The 24,945-nt window shown below is 72.9% G+C and carries 24 protein-coding genes; 11 read left to right on the top strand and 13 right to left on the bottom strand.

The window, feature by feature from the left end:
• The first annotated feature begins 72 nt into the window (after positions 1–72).
• The 3 genes from AQJ84_RS35685 (at position 73) to AQJ84_RS35675 (ending at position 4,177) form a co-directional block, all read left to right on the top strand.
• Entirely contained in the window at positions 73–1,641 is a 1,569-nt protein-coding gene (locus tag AQJ84_RS35685) for a S8 family peptidase (protein WP_030040088.1), read from the top strand.
• A 42-nt stretch (positions 1,642–1,683) separates the two neighbouring features.
• Complete coding sequence (locus AQJ84_RS35680) at positions 1,684–3,069, top strand: CoA transferase (RefSeq protein ID WP_030040087.1); 1,386 nt, start codon at positions 1,684–1,686, stop codon at positions 3,067–3,069.
• 100 nt (positions 3,070–3,169) lie between these two features.
• Positions 3,170–4,177, top strand: coding sequence for a CopD family protein (locus AQJ84_RS35675; protein WP_030040086.1), 1,008 nt, complete (start codon positions 3,170–3,172; stop codon positions 4,175–4,177).
• A 77-nt stretch (positions 4,178–4,254) separates the two neighbouring features.
• Here AQJ84_RS35675 and AQJ84_RS35670 read toward each other — a convergent pair whose 3' ends face one another.
• Positions 4,255–4,974 (bottom strand): lysoplasmalogenase, encoded by a 720-nt coding sequence (locus AQJ84_RS35670; protein WP_030040085.1) that lies wholly within the window; start codon positions 4,972–4,974, stop codon positions 4,255–4,257.
• Positions 4,971–5,843, bottom strand: a complete 873-nt coding sequence (locus tag AQJ84_RS35665; RefSeq protein WP_030040084.1) for a sterol desaturase family protein — start codon at positions 5,841–5,843, stop codon at positions 4,971–4,973. Before AQJ84_RS35665 ends, AQJ84_RS35670 begins: the two co-directional genes overlap by 4 nt.
• 149 nt (positions 5,844–5,992) lie before the next feature.
• Between AQJ84_RS35665 and AQJ84_RS35660 the strand changes: the two genes are divergently transcribed.
• Complete coding sequence (locus AQJ84_RS35660; protein WP_107082879.1) at positions 5,993–9,109, top strand: NACHT domain-containing protein; 3,117 nt, start codon at positions 5,993–5,995, stop codon at positions 9,107–9,109.
• A 1-nt stretch (position 9,110) separates the two neighbouring features.
• On the opposite strand, the gene AQJ84_RS35655 is transcribed toward AQJ84_RS35660, so the two are convergent.
• Complete coding sequence (locus AQJ84_RS35655) at positions 9,111–9,821, bottom strand: VIT1/CCC1 transporter family protein (RefSeq protein ID WP_030040083.1); 711 nt, start codon at positions 9,819–9,821, stop codon at positions 9,111–9,113.
• 241 nt (positions 9,822–10,062) lie between these two features.
• On the opposite strand from AQJ84_RS35655, the gene AQJ84_RS35650 reads away from it, so the two are divergent.
• The 5 genes from AQJ84_RS35650 (at position 10,063) to AQJ84_RS35630 (ending at position 14,942) form a co-directional block, all read left to right on the top strand.
• The gene (locus AQJ84_RS35650; RefSeq protein WP_053191902.1) at positions 10,063–11,046 is read left to right on the top strand and encodes a DEDDh family exonuclease; all 984 of its coding nucleotides are present in this window, start codon (positions 10,063–10,065) and stop codon (positions 11,044–11,046) included.
• Positions 11,047–11,170: 124 nt separating this feature from the next.
• Positions 11,171–11,404, top strand: coding sequence for a hypothetical protein (locus tag AQJ84_RS35645; RefSeq protein ID WP_030040080.1), 234 nt, complete (start codon positions 11,171–11,173; stop codon positions 11,402–11,404).
• 71 nt (positions 11,405–11,475) lie between these two features.
• The gene (locus AQJ84_RS35640; RefSeq protein ID WP_030040079.1) at positions 11,476–12,270 is read left to right on the top strand and encodes an SURF1 family cytochrome oxidase biogenesis protein; all 795 of its coding nucleotides are present in this window, start codon (positions 11,476–11,478) and stop codon (positions 12,268–12,270) included.
• 126 nt (positions 12,271–12,396) lie between these two features.
• A complete protein-coding gene (locus tag AQJ84_RS35635) occupies positions 12,397–14,181 on the top strand; it encodes a glycoside hydrolase family 15 protein (protein WP_030040078.1) in 1,785 nt (594 codons plus the stop codon).
• Positions 14,182–14,186: 5 nt separating this feature from the next.
• Complete coding sequence (locus tag AQJ84_RS35630) at positions 14,187–14,942, top strand: SDR family oxidoreductase (RefSeq protein WP_030040077.1); 756 nt, start codon at positions 14,187–14,189, stop codon at positions 14,940–14,942.
• A gap of 71 nt (positions 14,943–15,013) precedes the next feature.
• Here AQJ84_RS35630 and amaP read toward each other — a convergent pair whose 3' ends face one another.
• From amaP to AQJ84_RS35605, 5 genes are read right to left on the bottom strand one after another with little or no spacing between them, the layout of a single operon-like run.
• Positions 15,014–15,592, bottom strand: a complete 579-nt coding sequence (gene amaP / locus AQJ84_RS35625) for an alkaline shock response membrane anchor protein AmaP (protein WP_030040076.1) — start codon at positions 15,590–15,592, stop codon at positions 15,014–15,016.
• Positions 15,593–15,597: 5 nt separating this feature from the next.
• Positions 15,598–16,263 carry a DUF6286 domain-containing protein gene (locus AQJ84_RS35620; RefSeq protein WP_030040075.1) on the bottom strand — a complete coding sequence of 222 codons (666 nt, stop codon included), beginning with the start codon at positions 16,261–16,263 and terminating at the stop codon, positions 15,598–15,600.
• A complete protein-coding gene (locus AQJ84_RS35615) occupies positions 16,260–16,643 on the bottom strand; it encodes an Asp23/Gls24 family envelope stress response protein (RefSeq protein WP_030040074.1) in 384 nt (127 codons plus the stop codon). Before AQJ84_RS35615 ends, AQJ84_RS35620 begins: the two co-directional genes overlap by 4 nt.
• A complete protein-coding gene (locus tag AQJ84_RS35610; protein WP_030040073.1) occupies positions 16,640–16,825 on the bottom strand; it encodes a hypothetical protein in 186 nt (61 codons plus the stop codon). The genes AQJ84_RS35615 and AQJ84_RS35610 overlap by 4 nt, the downstream gene beginning before the upstream one ends.
• 34 nt (positions 16,826–16,859) lie before the next feature.
• Positions 16,860–17,312, bottom strand: coding sequence for an Asp23/Gls24 family envelope stress response protein (locus tag AQJ84_RS35605; RefSeq protein ID WP_030040072.1), 453 nt, complete (start codon positions 17,310–17,312; stop codon positions 16,860–16,862).
• 87 nt (positions 17,313–17,399) lie between these two features.
• On the opposite strand from AQJ84_RS35605, the gene AQJ84_RS35600 reads away from it, so the two are divergent.
• Positions 17,400–18,152: a hypothetical protein gene (locus AQJ84_RS35600; protein WP_053191900.1), complete on the top strand. Its 753-nt coding sequence runs from the start codon at positions 17,400–17,402 to the stop codon at positions 18,150–18,152.
• Positions 18,153–18,168: 16 nt separating this feature from the next.
• Here AQJ84_RS35600 and AQJ84_RS35595 read toward each other — a convergent pair whose 3' ends face one another.
• From AQJ84_RS35595 to AQJ84_RS35585, 3 genes are all read right to left on the bottom strand, one after another.
• Positions 18,169–18,972 (bottom strand): enoyl-CoA hydratase/isomerase family protein, encoded by an 804-nt coding sequence (locus AQJ84_RS35595; RefSeq protein WP_030040070.1) that lies wholly within the window; start codon positions 18,970–18,972, stop codon positions 18,169–18,171.
• 121 nt (positions 18,973–19,093) lie between these two features.
• Positions 19,094–19,315, bottom strand: coding sequence for a helix-turn-helix domain-containing protein (locus tag AQJ84_RS35590; protein ID WP_004002281.1), 222 nt, complete (start codon positions 19,313–19,315; stop codon positions 19,094–19,096).
• Positions 19,316–19,677: 362 nt separating this feature from the next.
• Positions 19,678–21,276, bottom strand: coding sequence for an ABC-F family ATP-binding cassette domain-containing protein (locus AQJ84_RS35585; protein WP_030040069.1), 1,599 nt, complete (start codon positions 21,274–21,276; stop codon positions 19,678–19,680).
• Between the two features lie 251 nt (positions 21,277–21,527).
• Here AQJ84_RS35585 and AQJ84_RS35580 point away from each other — a divergent pair, with 251 nt between their 5' ends.
• On the top strand, positions 21,528–21,941 hold the full coding sequence (locus AQJ84_RS35580) for a VOC family protein (protein WP_030040068.1): 414 nt from the start codon (positions 21,528–21,530) through the stop codon (positions 21,939–21,941).
• A 17-nt stretch (positions 21,942–21,958) separates the two neighbouring features.
• Here AQJ84_RS35580 and AQJ84_RS35575 read toward each other — a convergent pair whose 3' ends face one another.
• Together AQJ84_RS35575 and AQJ84_RS35570 are read right to left on the bottom strand one after the other, a co-directional pair.
• On the bottom strand, positions 21,959–23,371 hold the full coding sequence (locus tag AQJ84_RS35575) for a hypothetical protein (RefSeq protein ID WP_198536333.1): 1,413 nt from the start codon (positions 23,369–23,371) through the stop codon (positions 21,959–21,961).
• Between the two features lie 327 nt (positions 23,372–23,698).
• Entirely contained in the window at positions 23,699–24,829 is a 1,131-nt protein-coding gene (locus AQJ84_RS35570; protein WP_053191897.1) for an alpha/beta hydrolase, read from the bottom strand.
• Positions 24,830–24,945: the final 116 nt, after the last annotated feature.

Here is a 24,945-nt window from a genome sequence, read left to right as displayed (position 1 = left end):
CCGCTGCTTCACCCCTGCGGACCGCCCGTTCGGTCCGTTTCGTACCACGAACGAACTGGAGACACTGACACCATGACAGCGCCTCACCCGCGCTACCGCCGTGCGGTCGCCATCCCCTTCGGTATGGCCCTGACCACGGCTTTCGCGTTCCTGCCGGGCGCGACGGCGTCCGCCGCCGACGTGCCGGGCACCGTGGCCGGCGTCACCGGCACCGTGAACGACGTCCTCGCGTCGACGCTGGCCGCGGACGGCACCGCGCTCAGCTACGTCGTGAACGTCCGCCCCGGGCACGGTCCTTCACCGAAGGTGAAGAAGGCCATCGCCGAGGCCGGCGGCACGATCGTGACGTCGTACGACCAGATCGGCGTGGTCGTCGTCCACTCGTCGAACGCCGACTTCGCCAAGACCATCCGCAAGGTGAAGGGCGTCGAGTCGGCGGGCAACACGCGCAACGCGCCGCTGCCCGCGCAGTCGACGACCGACCTGGGCACGCCGAAGGCGCTCACCGCGACCGAGGTCGCCGCCGCCGAGGCCAAGGCCGCCGCCGGGCAGGACCCGCTGGAGAACCTGCAGTGGGACCTGCCCGCCATCAAGGCGGACAAGGCGCACGAGAAGTCCCTCGGCAGCAGCAAGGTGACGGTCGCCGTGATCGACACCGGCGTCGACGACACGCACCCCGACATCGCGCCGAACTTCGACCGTGCCGCGTCCGTCAACTGCGTGACGGGCAAGCCGGACACCACCGACGGGGCGTGGCGGCCCGGCGCGTCGGAGAGCCCGCACGGCACGCACGTGGCCGGTGAGATCGCCGCCGCGAAGAACGGCGTCGGCATGACGGGTGTCGCGCCCGGCGTGAAGGTCGCGGGCATCAAGGTGTCGACGACGGCCGGCTACTTCTACACCGAGGCCGTGGTGTGCGGCTTCATGTGGGCGGCCACGCACGGCGTCGACGTCACGAACAACAGCTATTACACCGACCCGTGGTACTTCAACTGCACCGACGACCCGGACCAGAAGGCGCTCGTCGACGCCGTCGGCCGGGCCTCGCGGTACGCGGAGAAGAAGGGCGCGGTCAACGTCGCGGCGGCCGGCAACGAGAACTTCGACCTGGCGGCCGACGAGCTCACCGACCCGTCCTCGCCGAACGACGGCACCCCCTCGGACCGGGTGGTCGACCCGTCGAAGTGCCTCGACATACCGACCCAGCTGCCGGGTGTCGTGACGGTCGCGTCGACCGGCGCCAAGGGTCTCAAGTCGTCCTTCTCCAACTACGGCCGCGGTGTCATCGACATCGCCGCGCCCGGCGGCGACTCGACGGCCTACCAGACGCCGGCGCCGCCCGCGACCAGCGGGCTGATCCTGGGCACGATGCCCGGCGGCAAGTGGGGCTACATGGCCGGTACGTCGATGGCGAGCCCGCATGTCGCGGCCGTCGCCGCCCTGATCAAGTCGACGCACCCCTACGCCTCGCCGGCCATGGTGAAGGCGCTGCTGTACGCGGAGGCCGACGCCGTGCCGTGCACGGACCCGTACGACATCAACGGCGACGGCAAGGTCGACGCGGTGTGCGAGGGGCCGAAGAACCGCAACGGTTTCTACGGCTGGGGCCTGGTGGACGCGCTGGACGCGGTCACCAGGTAACCACCACGCATATTGATTCAGTCAATACTGCATAGTGCGGTCATGACTGACATCGCGTACGCGTGGTCCGCGCTGGGCGGCGATCCGGCCCTTCTCCCGCGCGTGTCGACCGTGGTGCGGGAGGGCGCTCTTCAGGGGCGCCTTCCCGTACGGGAGTTGGCGCGGGCCTGTGTCGGATCGTGCGCGCTGGCCGCCGCCGAGCTGGGGGCACGCCGGACCGGGCGCGCGGACGTGCCCGCGGTCCGCGTGGACGACGGGGCCGTGGCGACGGCGTTCGTCAGTGAACGCCATCTGCTCGTCGACGGGCGGGCACCGGTCACCTTCGCGCCGCTGTCCCGGTTCTGGCGGACGGCGGACGGATGGGTGCGCACGCACGCGAACTACCCGCACCACCGGGCCCGGCTGCTGAGCGCGCTGGAGGTGCCCGAGGACGTCGCGGCCGTCGAGGCGGCGCTCGCCGGGCGGCGCGCCCTCGAGGTCGAGGAGGCCGTGTACGCGGCCGGAGGCCTCGCCGTGGCGCTGCGCACACCCGAGGAGTGGACATCGCACGAGCAGGGCGCGGCGGTGGCCGCACGGCCGCTGGTCGAACGCGAACGGCTGGACTCGGCACCCGCTCGTATCCTCGCCCCGATCGACGGCACTCCCGCCCTGCCCGCCGCCGGACTGCGTGTTCTGGACCTCACCCGGGTCATCGCCGGCCCGGTCGCCACCCGCACGCTCGCCCTGCTGGGCGCGGACGTGCTGCGTGTGGACGCACCGCACTTGCCCGAGCCCGCCGACGCGCACGCCGACACGGGCTTCGGGAAACGGTCGACGACCCTCGACCTCGCGGCCGACCGGGGCACCTTCGAGGAACTGCTCGCGGCCGCGGACGTCGTCGTCACGGGGTACCGGCCGGGCGCGCTGGACCGGTTCGGGCTGTCCCCGCGGGCACTGGCCGAGCGGCGGCCCGGGGTGGTCGTGGCGCAGTTGTCCGCGTGGGGCGCGTACGGGCCGTGGAGCGGGCGGCGGGGCTTCGACAGCCTGGTCCAGGTCGCCACGGGCGTCGCCACGACCGAGGGGTCGGTGCGGGAGCCTGGGGCGCTGCCGGCGCAGGCCCTGGACCACGGGACGGGATACCTGCTGGCGGCCGCCGTGCTGCGGGCGCTGACCGAGCAGTCGTACGAGGGCGGCGCCCGGGTGGTGCGGCTGGCGCTGGCGCGGACGGCTCGGTGGCTGACGGGCGGGGACGGTGTGAGCGGCGCCGGTCCCGCGCCGCATGAGGTCGAGGGGGCCTCGTACGGCGGGCCCGGCTCCTGGCTGGCGGAGACGGACAGCGGGCTCGGCCGGCTGCGGTACGCCCGCTCGCCCGTCTCCTTCGAGGGCGGCCCGGCGGACTGGGCGCGGTCGCCGGGGCCCTGGGGAGCGGACGCGGCGCGCTGGGGCTGAGTCACGGTCGGGCCACGGACGTACCGATGGGCGGAATGCCGTGCCCCCAGTTGTTTACCTGGACTTGCCCGGTTCTGTGACAGCTGGTGAAGATCTCGAGGTGACCTTGATACGACCCACCCCAGGGGTGTCCGACGCGAGCGGGCGCGCACGGCGTCCCGGGGTCGGTCGGGCCGTCACGGTCCTGGTCCTGGTGACGTTGGCCGCGCTGATACCGCTGCTCGGACCCTCCGCCGCGCTGCACGGCACCGGGGAGGCCGCCGCGCCCGGCGTCGGCGGTGTCGCGCTGCTGCGTGCCGTGCTCTTCGCGGCGCTGTGCGTGCCGGTGGGCGAGCTGTTCGTGCGCCGGCTGAGACGCTCCGTGCCCGGCGCCCCCCAGGTGCTGCCTCGCAGCTGGGCGCCGAGCGCGGCCGCGGCGGGTTTCGTCGCCGCGCTGGGGCTCGCGTCGATCGTGGCGACCGGGAACCTGGTGCCGGGGAGTCTGGCCGAGATCGATGTCGGCGGCCTCTACGAGTCCCGGGACGGAAGGCTCGCGCTGGTGGAGGTCAACGCCTTCCTCGCGGCGGGGCTGTGCGCCCTGTCGGCGCGGCCGGCGACGCAGGTGTGGCCGCTGGCCTCGGTGGTCGTGGCGGAGGCCCTGCGCGCGCATCCGCCGACCGAGCAGAGCCCGCTGGTGGGTTCCGGGCTGACGCTGGTGCATCTGACGTGCGCGGCACTGTGGACGGGGGGCCTGCTGTACGCCCTGCGGACGCTGCGGCGTTGGGGTCCCTCGGCGGCGGGCGCGGCGCTGCTCGGGCTCTACGCGCGCGTGGCCGCGGCCTTGCTCGCGGCCATCACGGCGACCGGGGTGTGGAGTTCGCTGCGCCGGATGCCGTCGGACACGCTCCTGGAGCAGCTGACGACCACGGCGTACGGGCGCGTGCTGCTGGCCAAGGTGCTCCTGGTGGCCGCCGTCGCCTCGCTCGCCCTGTGGGCGCGGGTCCGGCTCGGCCGGGCCGCCGACCCGCTGACCGCCTGCTCGCCCGCGCGCGCCGAGGTGGTCGCGCTGGGCGTGGTGGTCGCGGTGTCGGGGCTGTTGACGGCGGTGCCGGTGCCGATCCGCTGGTGACGGGCCCTGGCGGGCCCCGTCGTCGGTGTGCGGGGCCGCCGGGCGGTGATGCGTCTCGCGCGGCGCCGTGGGTGCGCTCAGGGGATGGTCGAGGGCACTTCAGCGTGCGACGCGGCCGGGGCCGGGCGCGTTCTCAGGGCGCCGAGTGCGCCCTTGGCCAGCAGGAACTGCGCGGCGATGTAGGTGAGCATGATCCACAGATCGGGCCGCGGCGGCTGGGGCCAGTCGGCGACGCCGGTCGCGATCAGGGTGTCGGAGAGCAGGAAGAGCGCGCCGCCGAGGCCGGCGAGAAGTCCGAGCCGGGCGGCCGCCGTGTACGCCATGGCCGTGAGCAGGAGGCTGTAGCCGGCCACGGGGACGCGCAGGTCGGCGGGCAGATCGGGCCAGAGCAGGAGGACGGTGGCGACGAGGGCGGTGGCGTAGAGGGGGACGAGAAGGCGGCCACGCGCGCGTGCCCCGCCGTACGTCCTGGAGCCGTACCGCTTGGAGCCGTACCCCTTGGAGCCGTACCTCGTGAACAGGACGAGATAGCAGATGTGGCCGGCCGCGAAGGAGGCCATGCCGGCGAGGAAGGCCGGCTCGGCGTCGGACAGCAGCAGGATGTCGCCGCCCCAGCCGCACAGCAGGGCGGCGAGGAGGAGCCGGGGTGCGCCGGACAGGGCCGCCCACGCGGCCAGCAGCGGCATCAGCAGGGGCTTGGCGACGGTGTGGCCGGCGTCGTGGCCGGCCGCGAGGGAGACGAGGTCGAGGAGGACGGCCAGGCCGAAGGCGCCCAGGACCACACGGCGGGCGATCACGCGACCACGGTCTCCTCGGCCGCCTCCGGCGCGGGGGCGGGTGCCGGGGACCAGCCCGGCCCCCGGAACACGCGCCCCATGCGCTCGCGCCAACCGGCCGCCGCCTTCACGTCCTTGACGATCGCGACGTACTCATGAGTGGCCACCTTGATCGGGTTGAACGTGTTGATGTTCTTGGTCAACCCGTAGACGGGCCGCACGGTCTCGGCGACGAATGATCCGAAGAGCCGGTCCCAGACGATCAGGATGCCGCCGAAGTTGCGGTCCAGATAACCGCCCTGAGAGGCATGGTGGACGCGGTGGTGTGACGGCGTGTTGAAGACGTACTCGAACCAGCGCGGCATCCTGTCGATGCGCTCGGTGTGGATCCAGAACTGGTAGACGAGGTTCGCGGAGGAGCAGAACGCGAGGGCGGCCGGGTGCACGCCGGCGGCCACGAGCGGGACGTAGAACGGCCAGACGGTCAGCGAGGTCCAGGGCTGGCGCAGCGCGGTGGTGAGGTTGAACTTCCGGCTGGAGTGGTGGACGACGTGGCAGGCCCACAGGATGCGGATGACGTGGTGGCCGCGGTGGGACCAGTAGTAGAAGAAGTCCTGCCCGAGCAGCATCAGCGGGACGGTCCACCACAGCACCGGCACCCGTAGCGGGGTCAGTTCGTACAGGGCCGTGTACAGGGCGACGATCGGGATCTTCCAGAGGAAGTCGAAGGCCAGGCTCCCGAGCCCCATCCCGACGCTCGTGGCCGCGTCCTTGGCCTCGTAACCGGCCGCGTCCTCGTCGGGATGGAGGCGGACGCTGATCATCTCGACCACGGTGAGCAGCACGAATGCGGGTATGGACCACAGCACGACATCGGGCAGGTTCGGCATGTGGGCACCGTAGAACCGCTGGTCGGCTGCGGCTAGACGTTGTTACCCACAAGTATTACCGACGGTACGCGCTTGCTTGTTGGCGATCTCCGCCAAGTGACGGACCGCCGCGCCTACGATGCCGTGGGCGGCGAACGGGGAGGCCGGGGATGCAGGGGCTCGAGGTCGTGGTGGTGCGACTGGCGTCGACGGTGGTGTCGGCGGTCGCGAAGTCGATGCTCAGGCCGAGTCCGGGGGCGGGCCTGGTGGCGGATCCGGTACGGCCGCTGCCGAAGCCGGCGGATCCGCAGAAGCTGGCGCGGGTGCTGGGCGGGCGGCTCGCCGCCGGCTACGCGTCGCTTCCGGAGCACGAGCGGCTGGCGGCGGTGACGGCGGTCCAGGACACGTTCGCGGCGGCGGGTGAACTGACCCCGGACCGGCTGTTCGCGGCGGACCTGGACCCCGGACGGCTGGCGGACGCGCTGCGGCGCCCGGTTCACGACCTGGCCGACCGCTCCCAGAGCCTGTACGAGGAGCTGCTGCGGCTGTGCTGTGCGCACGCGGTCGAGCAGCTCACCGCACACCCGGCCTTCGCGGCCCGGGCGGCGGTGGAGCAGACACGGCGGACCGGGGCGCTGCTGCGGGAGCGGGAGGCCGCGCTGTCCTCGGGGGTCCCGGGGCCCGCCCGGTCCCCGGAGGGGCTCGCCTTCGAGCAGCGGTACGCCGGCTTCGTGGCCCGGACACACTCCCGGCTGGAGCTGTTCGGCGTCACGCTCGGCGGCCGGCGCCGGGCAGAGTGGCCGCTCGACACGGCGTACCTGAGCCTGGCGGTGAGCGGGGAGACCCGGTTCACACCACACGGTGAGGGGCCCGGGGTGCCGGACGGGTCGCCGACGCCGGTGAAGGTGGAGCAGGCGTTGTCGGACCGCCGGAGGCTGCTGCTGCGCGGGCCGGCGGGATCGGGCAAGTCGACGCTGATGCAGTGGCTGGCCCTGAACGCGGCCCGGCAGACCTTCGGCCCCGAGCTCGCGCACTGGAACACCTGCGTGCCGTTCGTGCTGCGACTGCGGTCCTTCAACACGCCGGACGGTCTCCCCCTGCCGGAGGACTTCCTGTCCGCCTCGGGCGTACCGCTGCGCGCGCCGCAGGGCTGGGCCGAGGAACTCCTCGCCGCGGGCCGGGCCTTGGTCCTGGTGGACGGGGTCGACGAGGTACCACCGCGGCTGCGCGCCCGTACGGAGCAGTGGCTGAGGTCGCTCCTCACCGCGTTCCCGCAGGCCAGGTACGTGGTCACGACCCGCCCGTCCGCGGTCCCGGAGGACTGGCTGGCATCCCAGGGCTTCACCGCGCACACCCTGCTGCCGATGGAACGCGAGGACATCCGCGCGTTCGTCCGGCACTGGCACGACGCGGCCCGCCAGGAGTGCGCCCCGGACGGCGAACGGGAGCTGCTCGACCGCTACGAGGCGAGCCTCAGCCAGGCCGTGACCACCCGCCGCGACCTGGGCCGGCTCGCCACCAACCCGCTGATGTGCGCGCTGCTGTGCGCCCTGCACCGCGACCGGCACATGCATCTGCCGCGCGCCCGCAAGGAGTTGTACGACGCGGCGCTGGACATGCTGCTGGTCCGGCGGGACACCGAGCGGGAGATCTCCTCGGTCGAGGGCGCCGTCCTCTCCCGCGAGGAGCAGACGGCCCTGCTCCAGCGACTGGCGTACTGGATGATCCGCAACGGCCAGGTGGAGGCCGCCCGGGACGAGGTCGCCGCGATGCTGGACGAGTGGCTGACCGTGATGCCGCAGGTGCGTCGGCAGGGCGACGCCGAGCAGGTCTTCGCCCACCTGCTGATCCGCAGCGGACTGCTCCGCGAACCGGTGCCCGGTTACGTGGACTTCGTCCACCGCACCTTCCAGGACCACCTCGGCGCGAAGGCCGCCGTCGAGGCGCGCGATTTCGGCGTGCTGGTCCGCAACGCGCACGACGACCAGTGGGACGACGTGGTCCGCATGGCGGTGGGGCACGCACGCGTGGACGAGCGGGGGCGCCTGCTGCGGCAGTTGCTGCGGCGGGCGGACAAGGTGCGGCGCCACCGGCACCGGCTGGTGCTGCTCGCGGCGGCGAGCCTGGAGCACGCGCCCGAGCTGGACCCCGTGGTGCGGCGGGAAGTGGAGGCGCGCGCGGCGGAGTTGATGCCGCCGCGCACACCGGAGGAGGCGGCGGAGCTCGCGAAGGTGGGCGAGCTGGTGCTGGAGCTGCTGCCGGGGCCGGAGGGATTGGACGCGGAGACCGCGGGGGCGGTGGTGCGGACCGCGGCGCTGGTGGGCGGACCGGCCGCCCTCGCGGTCATCGCGCGGTTCCGGGAGGACACCAGGTTCCGGGTGACCTACCAGCTCTCCTTCGGCTGGCGGTTCTTCGACGCGCAGGAGTACGCGGACGCGGTGCTGGCCGGGGCGTCGCTCGCCGAGTCCTTCCTGCACGTCGTCTCACCCGCTCAGGTGCGGGCTCTGGACCGGCTCCCGCACATCGAGAGGTTCCATCTCAAGGGGAACCTCGGCGTCCCCGAAGCCATCGTCCGGAGCGATCGGGTGAGGCGGCTGTTCTTCAACGACGACGACGCCCTGGAGGACCTGTCACCCCTGTCCCGGATGGCCCGCCTCGAACTGCTCGGCCTCGACGGCTGTCCCCGGGTGCGTGATCTGTCGTCGCTGGCGGGCCTGCCCATCGAGCGGCTCCACCTCCACCACCTCTCGTCCGGGCTGTCGCTGGCCCCGATCGGCCGGCTCACGAACCTCAGGATGCTCTCCCTGGACTACGGGCCGCGGGGAATCCGGTCCGTGGCCGACATCCCGACGGACCGCGCGCTCACCGGTCTGGGCCTGTCGCCGAGGGCCGCGCACATCCGGCTGGACGGGCTCGGCCGGTGGCCCCGGCTCGACTGGCTGACCGTCTCCGGAGCAGCGCAGTCCGAGCAGCTGGCCCGACTGGAGGAGGTTCCGGACATCGGCATGCTGCAGATCCTGAACGACGACCGGCTGGACCCGCGCACCCTGGCCCGCCACCGGCAGCTGGCCGAACTCTCCCTGTACGCATGCGAACTCACCGCTCAGCTCGACGCGCTGAAGGACCTGCCGGAACTCCGCAGACTCTCCCTGAGCCGCTGCTCCGGGACGATCGACCTCACCCCCCTCGCCGGCCAGGAGCACCTCACGATCCACATCAGCCCCGGCACCGACCTGCGCGGAGCCGACCTCCTGCCCCCGGAGCGGCTCAAGCTCCTCCCCTCCTGACTCAGACCCCCGCCGCCCCCAGCACCGCCCCCACCGCGTACGTGACCCCCATGGCCAGCGCCCCGCCACCCACGTTCCGCAGCACGGCCCGCACCGGCTCGGCGGCCCCCAGCCGCGCGCTGCTCCACCCCGTGACGGCCAACGCGACCAGCACCGACCCCACCGTCACCCCGAGCCGCCACTGCGCCGTCGGCAGCACCATCGCCAGCAGCGGCAGCAGCGCCCCCGCCGTGAAGGCGAGGAAGCTCGCCCCGGCCGCGTGCCAGGGATTCGTCAGGTCGTCGGGGTCGATACCGAGCTCCACGCGCGCGTGCGCCCTCAACGCGTCGCGTTCCGTCAGCTGGACCGCTGCCTCCCGGGCCACCTCGCGGCTCAGGCCCCGCCCCTCCAGCAGCTCGGTCAGCTCCTCCAGTTCGGCCTCCGGCTGCTCGCGCAACTCCCGTTTCTCCACGGCGAGGGCCGCCTTCTCGGAGTCCCGCTGCGTCGACACGGACACGTACTCCCCCGCCGCCATGGACATGGACCCGGCGAGCAGCCCGGCCAGCCCGGCGGTCAGCAGGGCCGAGCGGTCGTCCGTGGCGCCGGCCACGCCGACGACGAGACCCGCGGTGGAGACGATGCCGTCGTTCGCACCCAGGACGGCCGCTCGCAGCCAGTTGAGGCGCGATCCGAGCGTCGCGCCGTGGGCCTCGTCATGCGTGGGTTGGGTCACAGTCGGAGGATGGCACCCCGGGTGTCACGGGCTCCGCACGACGCTCCGCGCGGAACGCGCCCCGGCAGGCGGGGCCGCGTCCGGGTCCGAACCGTCCTGAGCGGGCCGCAACTTCGGTGCACGCGGACGGGCGGCGGCGCCCGCACACACCCACCGGTGCTCGAACAGGCGCACCCCGCAGGGCGGCTGACGGACGGGTACGGGACGGGGCTGTCAGTCGTGGCCCGTATCCTCAGGGACCATGCTCGAAGACCGTATGAGGGCAGCGTCCTCCCCCACCGCGTGGCCGGCCGCGTATCCGAAGGGATACGCGGTCGTTGACGTGGAGACCACCGGCCTGGCTCGCGAGGACCGGATCATCTCGGCGGCCGTCTACCGGGTGGACGCCCGCGGTGAGGTCGAGGACCACTGGTACACACTGGTCAACCCTCAGCGCGACCCGGGCCCGGTGTGGATCCACGGTCTGACGAGCGACGTGCTGGAGGGCGCGCCCCTCTTCCCGGAGATCGCCGAGGAGTTCTCGGCCCGCCTGGACGGCCGGGTGCTCGTCGCGCACAACGCGGTCTTCGACTGGCAGATGATCGCGCGGGAGTACGCGCGTGCGCGGCGCGAGGCGCCGGTGCGGCAGCGGCTGTGCACCATCGCGCTCTCCAAGGAGCTGGGGCTGCCGCTGCCCAACCACAAGCTGGAGACCCTGGCCGCGCACTTCGGCGTCGTACAGCAGCGTGCGCACCATGCCCTCGACGACGCGCGGGTCCTCGCGGAGGCGTTCCGGCCGAGCCTGAGGGCCGCGGCGGCGGGCGAGGTGCGGCTGCCGCTGCACGAGTGCCGGCCGCTGACCGAGTGGACGGACCGGTCCGTGCCCCGGCAGCCCGCGGGCTACGGCGGTTATCGGCAGACCAGTTGGCGCCCCGCCCGCAAAAGGCCCGCATGCCCCTATCCCAACCCGGGCCGGTACGAAGAGGGCAAGAGGCTCAGGCAGGGCATGCGGGTGGCCTTCTCGGGTGACACCTCCATCGAGCGCGACCTGCTGGAGGACCGTGCGACCGAGGCGGGGCTGCATGTCGCCACGAGCCTGTCCCGGCTGACCAGCCTGCTCGTCACCAACGACCCGGACTCGGGAACGTCGAAGGTGGTCAAGGCCCGCCAGTTCGGCACGCCGGTGGTGGACGAGGCGGCGTTCGGGCAACTGCTCGGGGACGTCGAACCGGCGTCGGAGGGGTGACCGTACGGGACCCGCTGCCGGCGACCGCCCTCTGCCGGCCGGTGACCGTACGGACGGGTGATTGCCGGGCGACTCGCCCGGCGCCCGCTCGCCCGGGCCGCGCCGAGCGCCCACCCTGTGGCGCATGGCGACTTGCGAAGTTTGCGGCAATCACTACGGAATGACCTTCGAGGTGCACGCCCAGGGCGCGGTGCACGTCTTCGACTGCTTCTCCTGCGCGATCCACCGCATGGCCCCGATCTGCGAGCACTGCCGGGTGCAGATCATCGGCCAGGGCGTGGAGGTCGAGGGCCACTGGTTCTGCGGCGCCCACTGCGCCCGGGCGGAGGGGAAGGCGGGCATCGTCGACAAGGTCTGAAGCGGTTCGCCCCGCCCTCCCGGGCGGCCCCCACCTCCATGCGCCCCACGACCGGGTTGTACGGTCGTGGGGTGTACCGCTTCCTGTTGTCCCGGCAGTGGGTGATCCTCACGCTGGTCGCCTTCCTCCTCATCCCCACGATGATCAGGCTGGGCATCTGGCAGATGCACCGCTACGACGAGCGCACCGCCCGCAACCAGCTGGTGTCCACCGCGCTCTCCGCCGAGCCGGTGCCCGTGGAGCGGCTGACCTCCCCCGGGCACACCGTCACCAGGAACGAGCGGTACCGCAGCGTGACGGCCAAGGGCCACTTCGACACCGACGAGGAGGTCGTGGTCCGGCGCCGGGTCAACGCCGACGAGACGGTCGGCTTCCACGTCCTGACCCCGTTCGTGCTGGACGACGGCAAGGTGCTGCTGGTCAACCGGGGCTGGATCCCCGCCGACGGCCCGAGCCAGACCGCGTTCCCGAAGATCCCCGCGCCGGCCGCCGGCGAGACCACCGTCACGGGCCGGTTGATGCCGGACGAGACGACCGCGGCGAGCGGCATCAAGAACCTCAAGGGGCTCCCGGACCGCCAGGTCATGCTGATCAACAGCGAGCAGGAGGCACGCCGTCTCGGAGTCCCGGTGCTCGGCGGCTACATCGCGCAGACGGCGCCCGAGCCGAAGGGCGACACCCCGGAGCTGGTGGGCCGGCCCGGCGACGAGGACGCGGCGCTGAACTACGCGTACGCGTTCCAGTGGTGGCTGTTCGCCGCCGGCGTCCCGGTCGGCTGGGTGATCCTGGTCCGCCGGGAGCTGCGCGACCGGCGGGAGAAGGAGGACGAGCAGGCGTCGGAGGAGACGGAACCGGCGCCGGTCTAGGCACCGCCCGTCCCCACCCGCACCAATCGCCCCTTCCCGCCCTTGTCGACCGCCCGACTCCACTTCGCGTCACCCACCCGGCCCCGCCCCGGATTGCCACACCGGGTCGCCGGGAACCCGCACTGCGTGCACCCCCGTATCGAGGACTACGCCCTCATCGGCGACGAACAGACCGCCGCGCTGATCGGCATGGACGGCTCCGTCGACTGGCTCTGCCTGCCCCGCTTCGACTCGGCGGCCTGTTTCGCCAGACTCCTGGGCAACGAGGACAACGGCCACTGGCGGATCGCTCCGCAGGGCGCGGACCGGTGCAAGAGGCGCGCCTACCGCCCCGGCACCCTGGTCCTGGACACCGAGTGGGAGACCGACGACGGCAGCGTCCGGGTCACCGACCTGATGCCGCAGCGCGACAGAGCCCCCGACCTCGTACGCATCGTGGAGGGGCTGAGCGGCCGGGTCACCGTGCACAGCACGCTCAGACTGCGCTTCGACTACGGCTCGGTCGTGCCGTGGATGCGCCGCTCCGACGGTCACCGGGTCGCCGTCGCGGGGCCCGACTCGACGTGGCTGCGCAGCGAGCCGCCGGTGCGCACCTGGGGTGAGGACTTCGGCACGCACTCGGAGTTCACCGTCGAGCCGGGCGAGAAGGTGGCGTTCGTGCTGACCTGGCACCCCTCGCACGAGCCGCGGCCACCGCTGGTGGACCCGTACGAGGCGCTGGAGGCCAGCGTCGCGGACTGGCAGGCGTGGGCGTCCCGCTGCCGCTACGACGGTCCGCACCGGGACGCCGTGGTCCGTTCCCTGATCACCCTGAAGGCCCTCACGTACGCGCCGACCGGTGGCATCGTGGCCGCCGCGACGACCTCGCTGCCCGAGGAGATCGGCGGCGTGCGCAACTGGGACTACCGATACTGCTGGCTGCGCGACTCCACCCTCACCCTGGGCGCCCTGCTGTCGTGCGGCTACCTGGAGGAGGCCGAGGCCTGGCGGAACTGGCTGGTGCGCGCGGTCGCCGGCGACCCCGCCGACCTGCAGATCATGTACGGCCTGGCCGGCGAGCGGCGACTGCCCGAGTTCGAACTGCCGTGGCTGTCGGGTTTCGGCGGCTCCGCGCCCGTACGGATCGGCAACGGGGCCGTGAACCAGCTCCAGCTGGACGTGTACGGCGAGGTCATGGACTCGCTGGCGCTGGCCCGCCGCGCGGGGCTGCCCGCCAAGCCGCACATGTGGTCGATGCAGAGCACCCTGCTGGACTTCCTCACGTCGACGTGGCGCGAGCCGGACGAGGGGCTGTGGGAGGTGCGCGGCGGCCGCCGACCCTTCGTGCACTCGAAGGTGATGGTGTGGGTGGCCGCGGACCGCGCGGTCCGCGCCCTGGAACACTTCCCGGAGCTGAGCGGCGACCTGGAGGGCTGGCGCGTCCTGCGCGACGAGGTGCACCGCGAGGTGTGCGAGAAGGGCTTCGACGCCGAACGGAACACCTTCACGCAGTACTACGGCTCACGGGAACTCGACGCCGCGCTGCTGCTCATCCCCCGCGTCGGCTTCCTGCCCCCCGACGACCCGCGGGTGATCGGCACCATCGACGCGGTCCGCGACGAACTGGGCCATGACGGCTTCGTACGCCGCTACGGCGCCGAGGAGTCACCCGTCGACGGACTGCCGGGCGGCGAGGGCGTCTTCCTCGCGTGCTCCTTCTGGCTCGCGGACGCGCTGCACATGACGGGCCGTGCGAAGGAGGCACGGGAGCTGTTCGAACGGCTGGTGGGTCTGGCCAACGACGTCGGGCTGCTGGCCGAGGAGTACGACCCCGTGGCCGGTGTCCAGCTCGGCAACTTCCCGCAGGCGTTCAGTCACATCGGCCTGGTGAACACCGCGCTCGCCCTGTTCGGGGACGAGCGGGCAGGATAGGGGCCATGGATCTTGGACTGAAGGACCGGGTATACGTCGTCACCGGGGCCACCCGCGGCCTCGGCAACGCCGTCGCGCGCGAGCTGGTCGCCGACGGCGCGAAGGTGGTCGTGACGGGCAGGGACGAGAAGAGCGTCGCCGACGCGGCGTCCGCCCTGGGCCCGAACGCGGTCGGGGTGGCCGCGGACAACGCCGATCCGGAGGTGTCCGCACGGCTGATCGCCGCCGCGCGCGAGCACTTCGGCGGCTTCGACGGCATCCTCGTCAGTGTCGGCGGGCCGGCGCCGGGGTTCGTCGCCGACAACACCGACGAGCAGTGGCAGTCGGCGTTCGAATCGGTGTTCCTCGGCGCGGTGCGGCTCGCGCGGGCGGCCGCGGACGAGCTGGAGGCCGGGGGTGTCATCGGGTTCGTGCTGTCGGGGTCGGTGCACGAGCCGATCCCGGGGCTGACGATCTCGAACGGGCTGCGGCCCGGACTCGCCGGGTTCGCGAAGTCGCTGGCCGACGAGCTGGGGCCGCGCGGCATCCGGGTCGTGGGGGTGCTGCCGGCCCGGATCGACACCGACCGTGTGCGCGAGCTGGACGGCATGTCCGCGGACCCCGAGGCCACTCGGGCGGCGAACGAGTCGCGGATTCCGTTGCGACGGTACGGGAGGCCGGAGGAGTTCGGGCGGGCGGCCGCGTTCCTGCTGTCGCCGGCCGCTTCCTATCTGACGGGGATCATGCTGCCGGTCGACGGCGGGATGCGGCACGGGTTCTGACGTCGACGGGGGCGTCCTGGAAGGGCGCACCTGGAGGGCACCCCTTCCAGGTGCGTCTCAACTGACCCGTCTCAACTGACCCGTTCCGCGCTGTGCTTGACCGCGGTCAGCCTGACCTCGGCCGGGAAGGAGGCGAGGCCCGCCGAGTCACGGGCACGCGTCAGGGCCACGTCCGTGAGGTCGCTCAGGGCCGTCGCGGGGTCGACCTGCGGTTCGAGTCGGAGGCGGACGCGGGTCTCCGGGGCCGAGGGACGGCCCGTCAGCAGCACCTGGGCGTGCGACACACCGTCCAGCTCGCCCGCCTGGCCCGCCAGTACGCCCTCCAGCGCCCGGCCCCGCAGCAGCGCGCCCTCACCGTCACCGGTGTCGACCAGCACCTCGTTGAGACGGCGCCTGCGCAGGACCGCGGTCAGCCACCACAGGGCGAGCAGGACCAGGACGGCGAGCACGGCGAGCACGGTCGGCCACCACCAGCCGTCGGCGCGCCACCGGGTGCGCTCGGCCTCGCTCAGCAGCACGTCGTGACGGCTGTCGTGGATCCACCACGAAGGGGCCGGGGCGCCCAGGCCCACGGCGAGCACGGAGCCGCCGACGACGAACAGGACGAGGCCGACGGCCCAGAGCAGAACCCGGTTGACGGTCCTGAGCATCGCCCTCACCCCTTCCGTCCGGGCCGGCCCACACGCACCGAGAGCGCGGGTGGCCGGGCCAGACCCAGCCCCCTGACCGCCTCGGCGAGGGTGGTGTCCAGGTCGGCGCGTACGTCGTCCGGTTCGCGGAAGTGGGAGACCGCCCGGACGTCGGCGCCGGACCGGCGCATCCGCACCCGGACCGACTGCACGCCGGGGACCTCCATGGCCCGGTCGCGCAGCACCAGGGCGGCCGCCTCCCGGTGCAGTCCGGCGCGTACGTCGGCGTGGGGGCGGCGCATCGGCAGCACCGCCCGCAGACCGGGCGTGGCCGCCAGCACGATCAGCCAGAGACCGAGGACGGCGGTGACGCCCGCGCCGACGAGCACCCAGGTGTCGTCCAGGGGCCGTTCGGCGAGTTGCCGGGCCAGGTCCCTGCGCCACGGCAGGGCGTCCCGGTCGGCCCGCACGGCCGCGACGTCGTAGAGGAAGGCACCCGCGACGACGAGGAGGACGAGCGCCACGATGCCGGCGGGTACCCGGCGGGCCGACCAGAAGCGGCCGCTTGTCCCGGGCGGGCCCGCGTCGTCGTCCGGGACAGGTGGAGCCTCGTACGCCCCGCCTGTGTCCGCCGCCTTCTCGAGGACCGGCAGTCGCTGTGTGGTGCCCTCGGAGCCCTGGGGCTCGCTCATCGCGTCCTCCCCTGCTGCGCGCCGTGTGCCGTCTCCGAGTGCAGCCGTTCCACCTGGACGGCGACCTCCGGCACCTCCATGCCCACCAACGCGCCTACCCGCTCGACCACATGACGACGCACCCGGCCGCAACGCGCGCCGATGTCGCAGGGATAGTCGAGTTCCAGGTGCACCCGGACCCGGGCGGCCGTGTGGCGGACCACCACGGAGGCGTACGGGGGTGAGGCGTCCTCGGACAGTTCGCCCAGCGCCTCCCGCGCCGCCTGGCCGGCGATCTTCGCGACGACCCGGTCGGCGATCCGGGTCGCCCCGCGCTCACCGGGCGGGACGGCGGCCGGAGCACTGCGAAGCTCGGCTCCCCCGCCGCTCACGTACGTCACCGCCGCCGGTCGTCACGCGTGCGGAAGAAGTCGCCGAGCTCCAAGTCCCCCTCCAGGAACCGGCCGACGACCCAACCGACGGCGCCCAGGGCCGCCACCAGCAGGAAGGCACCGAACCCGCCGAAGTACCCGGCGAAGCCCAGCGCCATGCCGGCGATCATGCCGATCACGGCCTTGCTCATGGTGCCTCCGATCGGTTGTCGGTCTGTCGGAGCGTCACTGGAGCCGGGACTCCGGCTCCTCGTCCTCTTCGTCGGGCAGCTTCACGTCGCTCACGGCGATGTTGACCTCGACGACCTCGAGTCCGGTCATCCGTTCCACCGCCGCGATGACGTTCTCCCGCACGGCCTGCGCCACGTCGGCGATCGCCACGCCGTACTCGACGACGATCTCCAGGTCGAGCGCGGTCTGCACCTCGCCGACCTCGACCTTGACCCCCCGCGTCACGGTCTTGGATCCGCCGGGGACCCGGTCCCGCACGGCTCCGAAGGTGCGGCTGAGACCACTGCCCATGGCGTGCACGCCGACGACGTCGCGCGCGGCCATCCCGGCGATCTTCTCCACGACTCCGTCGGCGATGGTGGTCCGCCCCCGGGTGGCCGGGTCACCGCCGCCACGCTTGACGTTCTCGGGGCTTGGCGGCCGGTTCTGCTCCGTCATGTCGCTCATCGCCGTACGTCCCTTCCGGTCGTCCTCCTTCGACCACGGTAAGCCGGGTTACACGATCGCGCGCCGGGGATGCGGCAGGCTGGGGTAATGACGGCGGACCGGTTGGCACAGGCGGTACGGCAGCGGCTCGGGCTCGGCAGACTTCTGGCCCTGGGCGGCCCGCGCGACGGCGCGTGGATCTCCGAGGAGGCGACTCGGGCGGTGCTGCGGCACGCGACGGAGGGACTGCCCGGCGTACGGCTGGGCCCGCTCAGGATCGGGCCGGCCGACCCGGCCAACGCGCGGGAACCCGCCGTACCGCCGCCGCCCAGCGCGCTGTGGCCGGGTCCGCTGCGGGTGACGGCGGAGTTCGAGGCCACCCCGGAGCAGCCGCTGCCGACCACCGCGGACCGGCTGCGTGCGGCGCTGACGGCGATCGCGACGGAACGCCTCGGGCTGGTGGTGGCGGAGGTGGATCTGCGGGTGACGGCCCTGCTGGACGGCACCGAGGAGCCTGCGCCGGAGGCACCGCCGCAGGCTTCGCCCGTACGGCCGCCGGAGCCCTCCGCCGCGCCCGGTGCGGCGCGTTCGGCCGAGGCGGGCGGCGGTGACGAGGGGCGTGCGGGTGCCGCCGCGCTGGCCGTCACCGGCGTGACGCGGCTGACGGGCCTGCTGGGCCTGCCGGTGCACATCGAGGAACGGCAGGGTGAGAGCACGCTGCCGCGCCGCCATGTGCGGATCGAGCTGGCGGTGGGCACGGACCGGCGGGCGCTGGACGTGGCCCGGGAGGTCCGTGCCGAGGTGGAGCGGGCCCTGCCGGATCAGCCGACGGTGGCGGTGCTGGTGACCGCCGTCGACTGAACGGCAGGGCGGGACTTCATTCGCCGGCGCCGGCGAGATCCCGGAGCCGACGCGTCTGCGCGGCTCGTTCGGCGGCGCGCTGAGCCTCGTAGTCCCGGTCCTGGGCGCCGCGCAGCAGCGCCTTGGTCTCGATGACCGCGTCCCGGGGCGCGGCGAGCAGGGCGCCCGCCAGGTCCCGGACGGCGTTGTCGAGCTGGTCGAGCGGGACCGCGACGTTCGCCAGGCCCGTGTTCACGGCCTCCTCGGCGTGCACGAACCGCCCGGTGGCGCAGATCTCCAGCGCCCGGGCATAGCCGACGAGCCCCACCAGCGGATGGGTACCGGTCAGGTCCGGCACCAGACCGAGGCTGGTCTCGCGCATGGCGAACTGCACGTCGTCGGCGACGACGCGCAGGTCACAGGCGAGCGCGAGCTGGAAGCCCGCGCCGATGGCGTGGCCCTGGACGGCGGCGATGGACACGATGTCGTTACGCCGCCACCAGGTGAAGCCCTCCTGGAACTCGGCGATGGCGGCGTCGAGTTCGGCGTCGCCACTGCGTGCGAGATCGATGAAGGACGGCTCGCCCTCGATCCCCTCGGGGGTGAACATCTGCCGGTCGAGCCCGGCGGAGAAGGACTTGCCCTCACCGCGCAGCACGACCACTCGGACGGAGCCCGGCAGCAGCCTTCCGGCCTCGCCCAACGCCCGCCACAGAGCGGGGCTCTGGGCGTTGCGCTTGGCCGGGTTGGTCAGCGTCACCGCGGCGAGCGCGTTGTCGACGGTGAGCCGTACTCCGTCCTTGTCGAGCAGGGGAGCGAGTTCCTGGTCGGGCGAAGCCATGGGGCGCCTCCGATGAGTGCGGTCAGCAGAGCGAAACGATGCTAAGTGACTGCACAGTAACCACCCGGTCGATCAGTCGACCGACCGGGTGGCCACCGTCGAAGCCGATGGCCCGCCCGGGTCAGGACGAGGCGGCCTTCTTGCCCCGCGTCGCGCCGCCACGCCCACGGAGCGTGACACCCGACTCGCTGAGCATCCGGTGTACGAAGCCATACGAACGGCCGGTTTCCTCGGCCAGCGCTCGAATGCTCGCACCGGAGTCGTACTTCTTCTTCAGGTCTGCCGCGAGCTTGTCGCGCGCGGCGCCGGTTACCCGGCTGCCCTTCTTCAGAGTCTCGGCCACCCGTGCCTCCTCATGGGAAGTGCGCTCTGGTCTTCTCATGATCACCCCTCCGGGCCGTCCTGGCCACCCATTCGGCAAGGTCCGTGAGAGACGGTTTTGACGACAGGAGCACGTCCCCACAAGCGGAATCTGTGATTCCACCCAGACCTGTTCGTACCGCCGAACGGGTTCTTCCGTGAAGTTCCAGGTCAGAGACGTACGACGGCCGAGCCCTTGTCGATAAAGGGCTCGGCCGTGAAATCGATGTAGGACACACCTCGGTACGAGGAGATCTCACACAGATGATGGATCACCGATGGGCCGAATGATCCAGACGCAGTGGATCACGCCTTCGATCAAGCGTTCCCGGCCTTTGCCGGTGCTCAGGCGAGGGCGACGAGGTCCGCGTAGTCGGAGCCCCAGAGGTCCTCGACGCCGTCGGGCAGCAGGATGATCCGCTCCGGCTGGAGCGCCTCGACGGCGCCCTCGTCGTGGGTGACGAGGACGACCGCGCCCTTGTAGGTGCGCAGTGCGCCGAGGATCTCCTCGCGGCTGGCCGGGTCGAGGTTGTTGGTCGGCTCGTCCAGGAGCAGCACGTTCGCCGACGAGACCACCAGGGTCGCGAGCGCCAGGCGGGTCTTCTCGCCGCCGGACAGGACACGGGCGGGCTTGTCGACGTCGTCGCCGGAGAACAGGAAGGAGCCCAGCACCTTGCGGACCTCGACGAGGTCCATGTCGGGGGCGGCGGAGCGCATGTTCTCCAGGACGCTGCGGTCGGCGTCCAGGGTCTCGTGCTCCTGGGCGTAGTAGCCGACCTTGAGGCCGTGGCCGGGGACGACCGCCCCGGTGTCGGGCTGCTCGGCGCCCGCCAGCAGACGCAGCAGGGTGGTCTTGCCGGCGCCGTTGAGGCCGAGGATGACGACCCTGGAGCCCTTGTCGATGGCCAGGTCGACGTCGGTGAAGATCTCCAGCGAGCCGTACGACTTCGACAGGCCCTCGGCGGTGAGCGGGGTCTTGCCGCAGGGCGCCGGGTCCGGGAAGCGGAGCTTGGCGACCTTGTCGGAGGCCCGGACCGCTTCCAGGCCTGCCAGCAGCCGGTCGGCCCGCTTCGCCATGTTCTGCGCGGCGACGGTCTTGGTGGCCTTGGCCCGCATCTTGTCCGCCTGCGAGTGCAGCGCGGCGGCCTTCTTCTCGGCGTTCTGCCGCTCGCGCTTGCGGCGCTTCTCGTCGGCCTCGCGCTGCTGCTGGTAGAGCTTCCAGCCCATGTTGTAGACGTCGATCTGGGAGCGGTTGGCGTCCAGATAGAAGACCTTGTTCACGACCGTCTCGACCAGGTCGACGTCGTGGGAGATCACGATGAAGCCGCCGCGGTAGGTCTTGAGGTAGTCGCGCAGCCAGATGATCGAGTCGGCGTCAAGGTGGTTCGTCGGCTCGTCGAGGAGCAGCGTGTCCGCGTCGGAGAACAGGATGCGGGCCAGCTCGATACGGCGGCGCTGACCGCCGGAGAGCGTGTGCAGGGGCTGGCCGAGCACCCGGTCGGGCAGGTTGAGCGCGGCGGCGATGGTGGCGGCCTCGGCCTCGGCGGCGTACCCGCCCTTGGTGAGGAACTCCGTCTCCTGGCGCTCGTACTGCCTCAGCGCCTTCTCACGGGTGGAACCCTGGCCGTTGGCGATGCGCTGTTCGTTGTCCCGCATCTTGCGGATCAGTACGTCGAGGCCGCGGGCGGAGAGGATGCGGTCGCGGGCCAGCACGTCCAGGTCGCCGGTGCGGGGGTCCTGCGGGAGGTAGCCGACCTCGCCTGAGCGGGTGATGGTGCCGGCGGCGGGGATGCCCTCGCCGGCCAGGCACTTGGTGAGAGTGGTCTTGCCGGCGCCGTTGCGGCCGACCAGGCCGATGCGGTCGCCCTTGGCGACACGGAAGGTGGCGGACTCGATGAGGACGCGTGCACCGGCGCGCAGCTCGATACCGGAGGCGGAGATCACGGACAGACTCCAGGGCGGATTGGGGTGGCGGGTGGGCGGCTGATGACGTTCCCGCCGTCTAATGCGCGAGGAGAATGGCCATGAGGCCAGTCTAACGGGACCGTGCAACCACTTTTTCTGCGTTCAGGTGTTCGGTTGCGGCGAGGGCTCCGGACCCGCGGTCGGCGGGCGTTGTCAGTGGCGGGTGCGAGACTGAGCAACAGGTGGAAATCACTGGATTTCCGGCAGCCATTCACAAGGGAGTGATCGGCATGGCAGGTACGGCCGACGGGCGCCCGAGCATCTTCCCGACGCTGGTCTACGCGGACGCGAAGGCGGCGATCAAGCAGCTCACGGAGGCCTTCGGGTTCACCGAGCTGTCGGTGTACGAGGGCGAGGACGGCTCGGTGGTGCACGCCGAGCTGGTGCAGGGCAACGGCGCGGTGATGCTGGGCTCCAAGGGCACCGGCAGCGTCTTCGACAAGGCGATGAAGGACGCGGGCGCGAGCGGGGTGTACATCGTGGTGGACGACGTCGACGCACACCACCAGCGCGCCGTGGAGCACGGCGCCGAGATCCTGATGCCCCCGACGGACCAGGACTACGGCTCACGGGACTACATGGCCCGGGACGCCGAGGGCAACATCTGGAGCTTCGGCACCTACACCCCCGAGATCCAGGCCTAGGAGAACCGTCCGGCCGGTCAGCTTCCCCCGGTGTGCACCTGGAAGGCGGCACGGCGCACGGCCTTGGCCAGCGCCGGGTCGGGGTGGGCGGCGGCGAGCGCCACCAGGACCTGCACGGTGCGCGGGTGACCGACGGCCCGCACCTCGTCCAGGAGCATGGGCACGGTCGGCTGCACCGCGGACTCCAGGTGGCGTACGAGCATCGGGGCCTCGCCGTGGTCGGCGACCGCGGCGGCGGTGTCGACCCACAGCCAGGTCGCCTCCTGCCGGGTGAGGACCTCGTGGGCGTCCTCCGGGTCGATGCCGTCGTGCTCGGCCAGCCACAGCAGGGCGTACGGCCGCAGGGCCGGCTCCTCGGCCACGGAACGGACGTCCGGCTCGGCGGGGGCACCGACCACGCGCAGCGCCTCGAAGGCGAGGCCGCGCAGCAGGGCGTCCTCACCCCGGGCGGCGCCGAGCAGTTCGGTGACGGCGCTGCCGACGGGGCGGGCGGCGAGCCAGGCCCGGTACTCGGCGCGGGCCGCGTTCGGGCGCAGTTGGGCGCAGCCGCGCAGCATGTCCTCGGCGGCCTGCTCGATGTTCCCTGCGGGACTCTGCGCGGCGACGCAGATCTGCTCCAGCTTGACCCAGACCGCCCAGTTGCCGAGCGGGGTGAGCGTGGCGTGGCCTTCGCCGTTGGTGAGGGCGCCGACGGAGGCGAGGGCGCGCAGGGCCCAGTCGAGGAGGGGGGAGAGCGGGGCGTCGGCGGGCTCCGGCTGGGCCGGCTGCGCGGGCACCGGTTCCGGCTGTGGGCCGTAGGGGATCTCGCAGCGCTCGGTGCGCAGCTCGATGACCCGCTGCTGAAGGAGATCGAGGAGCTGCTCCACGGGTACCGGGCCGGCGGAGAGGTGGAGGAAGGAGAGCACCTGGGGCATCGCGGAGACGACCTCGGCGACCGCGGCGGCCTCGTGGCCGGCGGGTTCCGGGCAGGCGAGCGACCAGGCGTCGAAGAGGGCCACCCAGCCACGCAGCACAGCGCTGTCGTCGCGGTCCCAGGCGCGCAGCCGCCAGCCGGAGCGGGCGCTGTCGCCGTGCACCTCGATGAGGCCGGCGAGACGGGCGGTGTCCCAGTCGGCGCGCACCTGAGCCGCGGTCAGGCCCAGGTCGGCGGCGGCCCGTTCGGCGGTCTCGTCCGAGAGGGTGCCCTTGCCGTCGGGGCCGGCGCCGTCCCGGCCGGGGCGCAGCGCGGCGTCGGCCCAGTGGGCGACGCGGGCCGCGGGCGCAAGGCCCGAGCGCGCCATTCTGGCCAGCTCCGCGCGGGCCGGTGTGCCCTCCGGGGGACGGGGTGCGGCGCGGCGCGGGCGCCGCTGGTTCACAGCTCTGGGGGCGGCGGCCAGGGGTCGCGGGCGGACGAGTCGAAGCCTGGAGTCGCGCGGGATACGGGACGTCACGGGTGCAGTCTTCCGGTTGACGGTCCGAAAACCCAAACGGAATGCCCCGGCGGGCGACCGAGCAGCCCGACGCCGGGCCCTCGCGAGCGGCCCGAGGCATGGATCAGGCCAGTGGTACGGCGTTAAACGGAAGCAGTGGGACCGGGAGCGGACGAGGGTGCGCGGGGGTGTGCGGGCGCGGTGTGGCGCGGCGGGTCGAACGGCCGGCGCGGGCGGGTTCGGCGCGCGGGGCTGTGGGGTGTGCGCCCGCGTCGCGGTCGGCGCACCGTCAGGGTCCGGCGGCGGGAGGTGCGCTGGGGGCGCGCAGGGGGCGCCCAGGGAGGGAGTTCACATCAGCGGGGTCAGGAAGCGGCGCAGGACCTCTTCGTAGGCCTCCGGGTCGGCGTTCCACATGGCCGCGTGCGGCGCGTGGCGGACCGTGTGGAGGGCGACGCGGTCGGGGCGGGCGGCGGCGAGACGGCGGGAGTGGCTCCAAGGGGCCACGGTGTCGTCCGGGCCGTGGAAGACCAGGGTCGGCGGCAGGTCGAGGCTCTCGGGCGCCGCGGCGGCGTCGAGGCGGTCGCCGTGCAGGCCGGCGCGGCCCTGCGCGGCGCGGACCGCGAGCGGCAGGAGCGGGCCGGGGGTGCGGCGGGCGGCCGCGAGGGCGCGAAGAGTCGCCTGCCAGCTGAGCACCGGGGAGTCCAGCACGAGGCCCGCGATCCGTTCGCGCAGCCCGGAGTTGGTGGCGGCGCGCAGCGCCATCGTGGCGCCGGTGGACCAGCCGTGCAGGACGATCTGCCGGGCGCCGTGGTCGACGGCGTAGCGGATCGCCGCGTCCAGGTCGCGCCACTCGGTCTCGCCGAGATGGTTCAGGCCGTCCGGCGGACGGGGGGCGCCGCGGTCGCCGCGGTAGGCGAGGGCGAGCACCGGGAAACGGTGCCGGGACAGGAACTCCATGACGTTCATGGGGTGTTCGCGGGTGGCGCCGAGGCCGTGCACCGCGATCACCCAGGTGCCGCGTACGCCGGGCACGAACCAGGCGGGCAGGGCGCCGAGTTCACCCGGGACGTCGACGTCGGCGTGCTCCAGGCCGAGGGCGGTGGCCGGGTCGCCGACGTGCAGGTTCGGCATGAGCCAGACCTTGTCGCCGGTCTTCAGGCTGCCGCGTGTGACGCGCTCCAGGCGGCGTACGACGGTGTCGGCGGAGTGGGGCTCGGCGCCCAGGACGGGGCCGACGACCGCGTGCGAGTCGTCGCCGCCGAGGCCGTAGGTGCCGGGGCGCAGGGCGGCCAGATGGCGGGTGAGCGCGACCTGGCCGGCCGCCGTCGCGTGCACGGTGAGCCGGGGTTCGGTGGGCAGCGGGCGGCCCGCGGGCGCCTTGAGCGCGGCGTCGCTGGCGAGCCGGCCTGCGGCGATCCCGGCGGCCGAGGCGGCCAGGGCTGCGGTGACGGCGGCGGCCGTCGCGGTGACAGTGCGCACCCGACCAGTGTCCTGGCGGACCCCGCCGACGGCCAGCGGGAGGGCGGTTCGGGGTGACCTCGGGCGAGACATGGACCTCGACTGCCCCGATACCCAGGGCTCAGACAGCCTCTTCG

It is taken from the genome of Streptomyces resistomycificus (assembly GCF_001514265.1).
In the GTDB taxonomy this organism is placed as follows: Bacteria; Actinomycetota; Actinomycetes; order Streptomycetales; family Streptomycetaceae; genus Streptomyces; species Streptomyces resistomycificus.
This window is presented reverse-complemented; position numbering and strand designations above follow the sequence as displayed.

Bases quoted from the DNA above. Each gene is read 5' to 3' on its own strand.
- AQJ84_RS35610 (WP_030040073.1), bottom strand. From the start codon at position 16,825: ATGAGCAAGGCCGTGATCGGCATGATCGCCGGCATGGCGCTGGGCTTC.
- AQJ84_RS35665 (WP_030040084.1), bottom strand. From the start codon at position 5,843: ATGCCGAACCTGCCCGATGTCGTGCTGTGGTCCATACCCGCATTCGTG.
- AQJ84_RS35685 (WP_030040088.1), top strand. From the start codon at position 73: ATGACAGCGCCTCACCCGCGCTACCGCCGTGCGGTCGCCATCCCCTTC.
- AQJ84_RS35660 (WP_107082879.1), top strand. From the start codon at position 5,993: ATGCAGGGGCTCGAGGTCGTGGTGGTGCGACTGGCGTCGACGGTGGTG.
- AQJ84_RS35600 (WP_053191900.1), top strand. From the start codon at position 17,400: ATGACGGCGGACCGGTTGGCACAGGCGGTACGGCAGCGGCTCGGGCTC.
- AQJ84_RS35645 (WP_030040080.1), top strand. From the start codon at position 11,171: ATGGCGACTTGCGAAGTTTGCGGCAATCACTACGGAATGACCTTCGAG.
- AQJ84_RS35605 (WP_030040072.1), bottom strand. From the start codon at position 17,312: ATGAGCGACATGACGGAGCAGAACCGGCCGCCAAGCCCCGAGAACGTC.
- AQJ84_RS35580 (WP_030040068.1), top strand. From the start codon at position 21,528: ATGGCAGGTACGGCCGACGGGCGCCCGAGCATCTTCCCGACGCTGGTC.
- AQJ84_RS35680 (WP_030040087.1), top strand. From the start codon at position 1,684: ATGACTGACATCGCGTACGCGTGGTCCGCGCTGGGCGGCGATCCGGCC.
- AQJ84_RS35595 (WP_030040070.1), bottom strand. From the start codon at position 18,972: ATGGCTTCGCCCGACCAGGAACTCGCTCCCCTGCTCGACAAGGACGGA.
- AQJ84_RS35620 (WP_030040075.1), bottom strand. From the start codon at position 16,263: ATGAGCGAGCCCCAGGGCTCCGAGGGCACCACACAGCGACTGCCGGTC.
- AQJ84_RS35630 (WP_030040077.1), top strand. From the start codon at position 14,187: ATGGATCTTGGACTGAAGGACCGGGTATACGTCGTCACCGGGGCCACC.
- AQJ84_RS35650 (WP_053191902.1), top strand. From the start codon at position 10,063: ATGCTCGAAGACCGTATGAGGGCAGCGTCCTCCCCCACCGCGTGGCCG.
- amaP (WP_030040076.1), bottom strand. From the start codon at position 15,592: ATGCTCAGGACCGTCAACCGGGTTCTGCTCTGGGCCGTCGGCCTCGTC.